This is a genomic window from Pseudoalteromonas sp. AWM4_233 (genome assembly GCF_056158285.1).
Window position 1 is genome coordinate 1 of record NZ_JBSWSZ010000019.1, and the last position, 7852, is coordinate 7852.

8 protein-coding genes and 6 pseudogenes are annotated in these 7852 nt (G+C 56.0%); 13 read left to right on the top strand and 1 reads right to left on the bottom strand.

From position 1 onward, the window contains the following. The 12 genes and pseudogenes from ACXAC4_RS18480 to ACXAC4_RS18535 all read left to right on the top strand — a co-directional run. Positions 1–545 (top strand): annotated as a pseudogene (locus tag ACXAC4_RS18480) (hypothetical protein); the annotation flags it as partial. Positions 546–582: 37 nt separating this feature from the next. Next, the gene (locus ACXAC4_RS18485; RefSeq protein ID WP_475164473.1) at positions 583–774 is read left to right on the top strand and encodes a hypothetical protein; all 192 of its coding nucleotides are present in this window, start codon (positions 583–585) and stop codon (positions 772–774) included. Positions 775–777: 3 nt separating this feature from the next. Continuing rightward, a pseudogene (locus ACXAC4_RS18490) lies at positions 778–2011 on the top strand (NADH:ubiquinone reductase (Na(+)-transporting) subunit B). 202 nt (positions 2012–2213) lie between these two features. Continuing rightward, on the top strand, positions 2214–2702 hold the full coding sequence (locus ACXAC4_RS18495) for an FMN-binding protein (RefSeq protein ID WP_475164474.1): 489 nt from the start codon (positions 2214–2216) through the stop codon (positions 2700–2702). Positions 2703–2706: 4 nt separating this feature from the next. Beyond that, entirely contained in the window at positions 2707–2817 is a 111-nt protein-coding gene (locus ACXAC4_RS18500; protein ID WP_475164476.1) for an FMN-binding protein, read from the top strand. Positions 2818–2838: 21 nt separating this feature from the next. Beyond that, positions 2839–3459: pseudogene (locus ACXAC4_RS18505) on the top strand (NADH:ubiquinone reductase (Na(+)-transporting) subunit D). Between the two features lie 46 nt (positions 3460–3505). After that, positions 3506–3583, top strand: a pseudogene (locus ACXAC4_RS18510) (NADH:ubiquinone reductase (Na(+)-transporting) subunit E); the annotation flags it as partial. A gap of 205 nt (positions 3584–3788) precedes the next feature. Further along, positions 3789–4013 carry an Rnf-Nqr domain containing protein gene (locus ACXAC4_RS18515; protein WP_475164484.1) on the top strand — a complete coding sequence of 75 codons (225 nt, stop codon included), beginning with the start codon at positions 3789–3791 and terminating at the stop codon, positions 4011–4013. Further along, positions 3904–4125 carry a hypothetical protein gene (locus tag ACXAC4_RS18520; RefSeq protein WP_475164486.1) on the top strand — a complete coding sequence of 74 codons (222 nt, stop codon included), beginning with the start codon at positions 3904–3906 and terminating at the stop codon, positions 4123–4125. The genes ACXAC4_RS18515 and ACXAC4_RS18520 overlap by 110 nt, the downstream gene beginning before the upstream one ends. Positions 4126–4133: 8 nt before the next feature. Then, positions 4134–5376, top strand: a pseudogene (nqrF, locus tag ACXAC4_RS18525) (NADH:ubiquinone reductase (Na(+)-transporting) subunit F). 198 nt (positions 5377–5574) lie between these two features. Continuing rightward, positions 5575–5889 carry a DnaJ family domain-containing protein gene (locus tag ACXAC4_RS18530; protein WP_319623277.1) on the top strand — a complete coding sequence of 105 codons (315 nt, stop codon included), beginning with the start codon at positions 5575–5577 and terminating at the stop codon, positions 5887–5889. Between the two features lie 141 nt (positions 5890–6030). Then, entirely contained in the window at positions 6031–6279 is a 249-nt protein-coding gene (locus ACXAC4_RS18535) for a hypothetical protein (protein ID WP_475164479.1), read from the top strand. A 106-nt stretch (positions 6280–6385) separates the two neighbouring features. Here ACXAC4_RS18535 and ACXAC4_RS18540 read toward each other — a convergent pair whose 3' ends face one another. Continuing rightward, complete coding sequence (locus ACXAC4_RS18540; protein WP_475164481.1) at positions 6386–7318, bottom strand: GlxA family transcriptional regulator; 933 nt, start codon at positions 7316–7318, stop codon at positions 6386–6388. Between the two features lie 136 nt (positions 7319–7454). On the opposite strand from ACXAC4_RS18540, the pseudogene hisG reads away from it, so the two are divergent. Further along, positions 7455–7808 (top strand): annotated as a pseudogene (gene hisG / locus ACXAC4_RS18545) (ATP phosphoribosyltransferase); the annotation flags it as partial. Positions 7809–7852 lie beyond the last annotated feature (44 nt).

Consider the following 7852-nt stretch of genomic DNA (forward strand, 5'->3'; position numbering starts at 1 on the left):
ACCCGAAGGACAATCTGCCAGGCAAGGGCCTTGCCAAGGTGCAGCATGAGACTTTTGAGGGCGTGCATCCGGCGGGCAATGCAGGCACCCACATTCACTTCCTTGACCCGGTCAATGAAGCCAAGACGGTGTGGAGCATTGGCTATCAGGATGTGATTGCCATCGGGACTCTGTTCAAGACCGGCGAGCTGGACAATGAGCGCGTGATTGCGATCGGGGGTCCGCAGGCGGTCAACCCGCGTCTGGTAACCACGCGTATTGGTGCAGATCTGACCGCGGTTCTTGAGGGCGAGGTCAAGCAGGACGTGCCTGTTCGTGTTGTTTCCGGTTCAGTTCTGAGCGGCACCAAGGCGGAGGAGCAGTTCGCTTTCCTCGGTCGTTACCACACGCAGGTAACCTTGATGGAAGAGGACACCAAGCAAGACGTGCTTGGCTGGGTTCGCCCGGTTCCATGTCCAAGTTCTCCAACCAGAACGTCCACCCTTCCGGTTTGTTCCGTGGCAAGCTCAAGTTTCCATTCGGCACCAACCGTAACGGTTCGGTAGCCGCGCGCTCGTTCCAATCGGATCTTATGAGCGTGTGATGCCGCTGGACATTCTGCCAACGCAGTTGCTGCGTGCCTTGGTAACGCTGGACACCGACCTTGCTCAGAAACTGGGTGCGCTTGAACTGGACGAGGAAGACCTCGCGCTGCTGACGTTCATTTGCCACTCCAAGAACGAGTATGGTGCGGCGCTCCGCGCAAACCTTGAAAAAATCGAGAAAGAGGGCTGACCCGTGGGCTTGCGCAGTGGACTAGATAAGCTTGCGCCGCACTTTGAAAAGGGCGGCAAATACGAGAAGTATTTATCCCATCTACGAGATGGTGGAAAGCTTCCTCTACACTCCGAAAACCGTAACCACGGCTCGCGCCGCACGCGCGTGTCCATACTGGATATGAAGCGTGATCATGACCTACGTGGTGATCGCAACTGATCCCATGTATCCTGATGGGCGATGTACAATACCGGCTACCAGGCCAATACCGCGATGGCGGCCATGGGCGTTTCCGATGTCGCGACGGGCTGGCGCGACTGCGATCCTTGCATGGTCTGGGTATCGGCTTCAACCCTGACAGCATCTTTGCAAACGTCATGCACGGGCTTGCTGTACTTCCTGCCGATCTACATCGTCACGCTGGTCGCGGGCGGCTATCTTTGAGGTGATCTGTTCGCGACCGTTCGCGGTCACGAGGTGAACGAGGGTTTCCTTGTTTCTTCAATGCTCTACACGTTGATCCTGCCCGCAACCACGCCGCTGTGGCAGGTCGCGTGTGGGTATCATCTTTGGCGTGGTCATTGGTAAGGAAGTGTTTGGCGGCACCGGCAAGAACTTCCTCAACCCGGCGCTGACGGGTCGTGCGTTCCTGTACTTCGCCTATCCGGCGCTACATGTCAGGTGACACGGTCTGGACCCCGGTTGACGGCTTTTCTGGCGCGACTGCCCTGGCGTCTCCGCTGCCAGAAGGCGTTGCAGGTCTTGCGGACCACGGCATTGACCTGGATGAGCGCCTTCCTCGGCACCATTCAGGGCGTCGTTCGGTGAGACCTCTGCTCTGGCCTGCTGCCGATCGGCATGGTCTTCCTGGTTGACACGGGCATTGCCAATTACCGCCTGATCGTGGGCTGTCTGGCGGGCATGATCGGTTTCACGTTGCTGCTGAACGCAGTTGGCTCTGACACCAACCCGATGTTCGCGATGCCTTGGTACTGGCACCTTGTGACCGGCGGCTATGCATGTTCGGTCTGGTGTTCATGGTGACCGAGCCTGTGTCAGCGGCGCATGACCAATCCGGGCCGCTATGTCTACGGTGCGTTGATCGGCGTCATGGTGTGTGCTGATCCGTGTCGTCAACCCGGCGTTCCCAGAAGGCATGATGCTCGCCATCCTGTTCGGCAACATCTTCGCGCCGCTGATCGACTACTACGTCGTTCAGGCCAACATCACGCGGAGGATCAAACGCCATGCTTAAACAAAATCCTGAAGCTGAAGGAGCACAGAAGATGGGTCTTCTGGCGCGCTTCAGGCGCTCCCTCTGGATTCGGCTCCGCGCACGATCGCCGTGGCTGTGGTGTTGTGTCTGGTCTGTTCCATGATCGTTTCCGCCGCTGCCGTGATGCTGCGTCCTCAGCAGGAGCTAAACCGCGCGCTCGACAAGAAGGTCAACATCTTGCATGGTGGCCGGGCTTTATGAGCCGGGCATCGATGTGGCTGAAACCTTCAAGACCATTGAACCACGCCTCGTGGACATGGAAACCGGAAGCCTTCACGGACATTGCCGACCCGCTCACCTACAACCAGCGTGCGGCGGCGCAAGATCCGGCTGCAGAGCATCGCTCTGGAGAACGATCTGGCGTCCATCGGCCGTCAGGCGAAGGTGGCAGGCTGTTTACCTGATCCGCGACGATGCCGGTGAAATCGACCGCATCATCCTGCCGGTTCACGGTTATGGTCTGTGGTCCACCATGTACGGTTTCGTGGCGCTCAAGGCAGACGGCAATGAAGTCTACGGCATGCGCTTTTACGAGCATGCGGAAACGCCGGGGCTTGGTGCAGAGGTCGACAATCCACGCTGGCTGGCCCAGTGGCCGGGCAAGAAGATCTATGGCGATGACGGCGAAGTGCAGCCTGAGCGTTGCCAAGTCTGCCCCCTCTGCTCCTGACGCCATGGACTACCACATTGACACTCTTTCCGGTGCGACCCTTACCGCACGCGGCGTGGACAATCTGGTCAAGTTCTGGATGGGCGATCAGCGGCTTCAAGCCATTCCTCGATAACCTGAAGAACGGAGATGCCTAATGGCTGAGAGCAAAAAGAAAATGTTGCTCGACCCGCTCGTCGACAACAACCCGATTACCCTTCAGGTTCTGGGTATTTGTTCCGCGCTCGCGGTGACGTCTTCCCTGCAGGTGGCATTGGTTATGTCTCTTGCCGTAACGTCTGTTGATGGCGCTGTCGAACTTCTCGATCTCCCTGATCCGTAATCAGATCCCTTCTGTCCATCCGCATTATCGTGCAGATGGTGATCATCGCGTCCCTCGTGATTCTCGTGGACCAGATCTTGAAGGCGTATGCTCTACGAGATCTCCAAGACCCTCTCTGTTTTCGTGGGTCTGATCATCACCAACTGTATCGTGATGGGCCGCGCGGAAGCCTTCGCCATGAAGAACCCGCCAATGCCCGTCTTTCATTGACGGTCTTGGCAACGGTCTGGGCTACTGGCCTGATCCTGATCCTTGTTGGCTTCGTGCGTGAGCTGTTCGGCTCCGGCTCACTTGTTCGGAATTCAGGTTCTGCAGACCGTCAACAACGGTGGCTGGTACGTGCCAAACGGCATGCTGCTGCTGCCTCCGTCCGCGTTCTTCATCATCGGCCTGCTGATCTGGGCATTCCGTACCTGGAAGCCGTGCGCAGGTTGAAGAGCGCGAATTACAAGATCCATGGAATCGGAAGGGGCACACTGACATGGAAGGTCTTCTGTCTCTTGCCGTTAAGGCCATCTTTGTTGAGAACCTTGCGCTCTCCTTCTTCCTTGGCATGTGTACCTTCCTGGCGGTGTCCAAGAAGGTGGAAACAGCCGTTGGTCTTGGCATTTCTGTTGGTCGTAGTGCAGGGCATCACCGTTCCGGTGAACAACCTGCTCTTCAACTACCTGCTCAACGCAGGGCGCGCTGGCCTGGGCCGGTCTGCACGAACGTTGACCTGACGTTTTCTCGGCCTCATCTGCTACATCGGCGTGATCGCGGCGATGGTTCAGATCCTGGAAATGGTGCTCGATCAGCTATCTTCCCTGCGCTCTACAACGCGCTGGGGTATCTTCCTGCCGCTGATTACCGTGAACTGCGCGATCCTGGGTGGCTCGCTTGTTCATGGTGGAGCGCGACTACTCCTTCGCCGGAAGCCAGTGTCTACGGCATCTGCCTCCGGCATCGGTTGGGCACTGGCCATCACCGCGCTTGGCCGGTGTGCGTGAAAAGCTGAAGTACTCAGACGTTCCGGACGGTCTGCAGGGATTGGGTATCACCTTTATCTCTGTAGGTCTGATGGCCATGGGCTTCATGGCGTTCTCCGGCGTGAAACTGTAATAGGGGGTATCAATGGAAGATTTTGCAGCGGGTATCGTCGCTCTTTACCGCTTATCGTTCTTGCTCTGGTTGCGGTTATTCTGGCGGCGCGCTCCAAGCTGGTGGCCTCTGGTAACGTGAACATCGAGATCAACGGTGAGCGGACCATTTCCGTTCCAGCGGGTGGCAAACTGCTTGGTGACGCTTGCCGATGAAAAGATCTTTCGTGTCCTCCGCCTGCGGTGGCGGCGGCACCTGCGCTCAGTGCCGGTGTGCGTGTGACTCGATGGCGGCGGCTCCATTCTGCCAACAGAAGAAAGCCACATCACCAAGCGCGAAGCGCGTTGCGGCGACCGCCTGTCCTGTCAGGTGGCTGTCAAGCAGGACATGAAGATCGAAGTTCCCGAGGAAGTGTTCGGCGTCAAGAAGTGGGAGTGTACAGTTCGCTCCAACGACAACGTTGCAACCTTCATCAAGGAACTCGTTCTGGAACTGCCAGCAGGTGAGGACGTCAACTTCCGCGCTGGTGGCGACATTCAGATCGAGTGTCCGCCCTACAAGCACTCGCTTCAAGGAGTTCGACGTGGCGGAAGAGTACCGCGAAGACTGGGACAAGTTCAAGCTTTGGGACATACGAAGCCCGTCAGCGACGTGCCGGTCATCCGTGCGTATTCCATGGCGAACTACCCGGAGGAAAAGGGCATCATCATGCTCAACGTGCGTATCGCTACGCCGCCTCCGGGATCGAACGGCATCCTGCCGGGCGCCATGTCCTCCTACATCTTCAACCTGAAGCCAGGTGACAAGGTGACCATCTCGGTCCGTTCGGCGAGTTCTTCGCACGCGACACCGACAAGGAGATGGTCTTCGTCGGCGGTGGTGCGGGTATGGCCCCAATGCGCTCCCACATCTTCGACCAGCTGGAGCCGCATCAAGACCGACCGTAAGGTCGACCTTCTGGTATGGTGCCCGCTCCAAGCGTGAGATGTTCTATGTTGAGGACTTCGACGAGCTTCAGGCTGAAGAACCCGACAACTTCGAGTGGCACGTGGCTCTTTCCGATCGCCCTGCCAGATGATGACTGGGACGGCTACACCGGGTTCATCCACAACGTTCTGTTCGAGCAGTACCTGAAGAACCACCCGGCGCCGGAAGACTGCGAGTATCTACCTGTGTGGTCCCGCCAATCATGAACGCCGTCCGTGCATCAACATGCTGCTTGATCTGGGCGTGGAACGTGAAGACATCATGCTGGATGACTTCGGCGGCTAAGTGCTTGCCATATTGAGATAATTGAAGCCGGCCCCCGCGGGAGCCGGCTTTTTTCATGTTTTGCCCGGTGTGGATCACCGTACGTAAGAGCGCGACATAGCGTCCTTATGCCTTAAACACCGCACGATTTTCGACTATCTCTAGGGCATCGCATTTTTGAGCGCGCATCCGCGTGCCGTTTAGAGGACCTGAAAGCATATGTTCGACAAGCTGATTGAGCGCCAAATTAGTCTGGCAAAGTCTCGCGGCGAGCTGGACGATATTGCCGGGTCCGGTAAACCTATCCCACGCCGCTACGGTTTGCGCCCTGTTTCCACCACCGAGGCCTTGAGCGTTCGCGCCATGCGCAGTGCCAAGGGCGGTGACATTGCCGAGGCCATCAAGGACCTTCAGGGGAAACTGGCGACTGAAACCGATGACGACAAGCGCAAGGAATTGCAGAAGGCCATTTCCGACCTTCAGCTGCGCCAGTCCGTTGAAAAAGAAGCGCGGCTTGGCATGATGCGCGGCTAGGTTTCTAAGCGTTTCATCGCGCTCGGACGAGGCTATGGATGCGGGTTGCAGAACGCTATACCTACACCATTTAATATTGACAATTTTAATCATTGAGATCACGATAACGTTATTCATTTATAGAATTTCGGAGATTATTCCTTGTCACAGTTTCCCGTTGCTGAAGAAGTTTTTACCCTGCTTTCTCAGGACGTCGCAGACGGATTTAGACATGCAGCCGAGCATATGATGCTGCCCCATGTCACAATGCGCCCACACATTTACCGCAATGGGTCTGAGTGGATTGCTCAGTATGGCGATGTAGCCGCGTCTGGCGCGACGCCACAAGAAGCATGCTTGGAATTTGATGCCTACTGGACAGGCGCAAAGAAGGCTACAGAAGCCGCTTAATCCTAGCCCCACGCGGCTTGCCTGATCTCAATCAAGCAGTCGATGGAATACCGCCCTTTTCAGGTCTTGTGAGTGGTTTTGCGCTGATGACGCTCCACCGACTTGATCACGTTGCCAAAACGTGCGCTGCTGATTGGGTGCTCTGGGTATTAAAACGCTTGCGATACTCTCCCGGTGACAACCCAATCACCTTTTGAAAGACCTTGCGAAACGCTGCAGGGTCTTGATAACCGACAGACCACGCGATTTCGTCGACCGGCCTGGAGCTGAGTTCCAGTTGGCTTCGCGCCTTTTCTACCCGCACCATCTGCAGATATGTGTTGGGCTTGTGGCCTGTGGCGCGGTGAAATCGGCGCAAGAAGGTGCGCGCGGTCAAGCCTGCCCGTTCTGCCATTTCTGAAACCGTAAGGCTGTCACTGTAGGCGGTTTGAAGCCAGTGCTGCACCTTCAGGATTGCGCCATCCCCATGCTGCAGTTCCGGCAGGAACGTCTTGTAAAACCGCTGTTCGCGTCCTCCGGGCGCAATAAGCAGCTGATGCGCCAGTTGCAACATGATGCTTGGCCCCATGAAGCGTTCCACAATGCGCAGACCCAAATCGGTCCATGCCATGACGCCGCCTGCCGTAATGATGTCTCCGTCGTCAATGATCAGCTGGTCGGTCTTCAGGTGGACCTCTGGAAAGTTCTCCCCAAACTGTCTGCTCAGCGCCCAATGTGTTGTTGCAGGACGACCATTCAGCCGCCCCGATGCCGCGAGTAGGAACGCTCCGGCACAGGCCGAACTGAGAACCGCGCCTTTATCGTGTTGAGCCGCCATCCAGTGATGGAGGGCGTTGTGTCCGCGATACTTTTCTTGCTGCAAGCTCGGCGGTGCGATGATGGCCGCACATGTTTCGAGTTTTATGAGAGCCGTAGGACACACCTCGGCGCTGCCCTCTGTTACGTCGACGACATGGGGCACCAGCAGCGCGGCATCATGACCGCTCGCAAATGAATTTGCGACTTCGAACATGTCCTTCAAACCGTAAAGTGCGGCCAATTGAGCGCCCGGATAATTGAGAAGGGCAACATTGCGGGGTGTTCCATGCGAGGTCATTTGTCATTTATAGACCGTTTTTAGTCAAAAGCCCGAGGTTCCCTCGGGGTTTTTCGTTTTAGAACAAAGGATATAAATTATGAGTACTAACAATCGTTTAAGAATCGCAATTCAAAAATCAGGCAGACTTTCAAAAGATTGCCAAGAACTTCTCAAGCAACTAGGTGTTAAATTAAACCTACGTGAACAGCGCCTAATTGCACACTCAACCAATATGCCTATCGATGTTTTACGTGTTCGTGATGACGATATTCCAGGTCTTGTAATGGACGGTGTATGTGACCTAGGTATCGTTGGTGAAAACGTACTTGAAGAAACGCAAGCGGAGCGCCAGAGCCTAAACCAATATTCTGAAGTACTTAAACTGTCTAAGTTAGATTTTGGTTACTGTCGCCTTGCACTTGCATGGCCACAAGAACTTGGTCCACAAGATAAGTAGGTGCTGTGTAAGAGGTGAATCTAACCGTCGTTAACCTT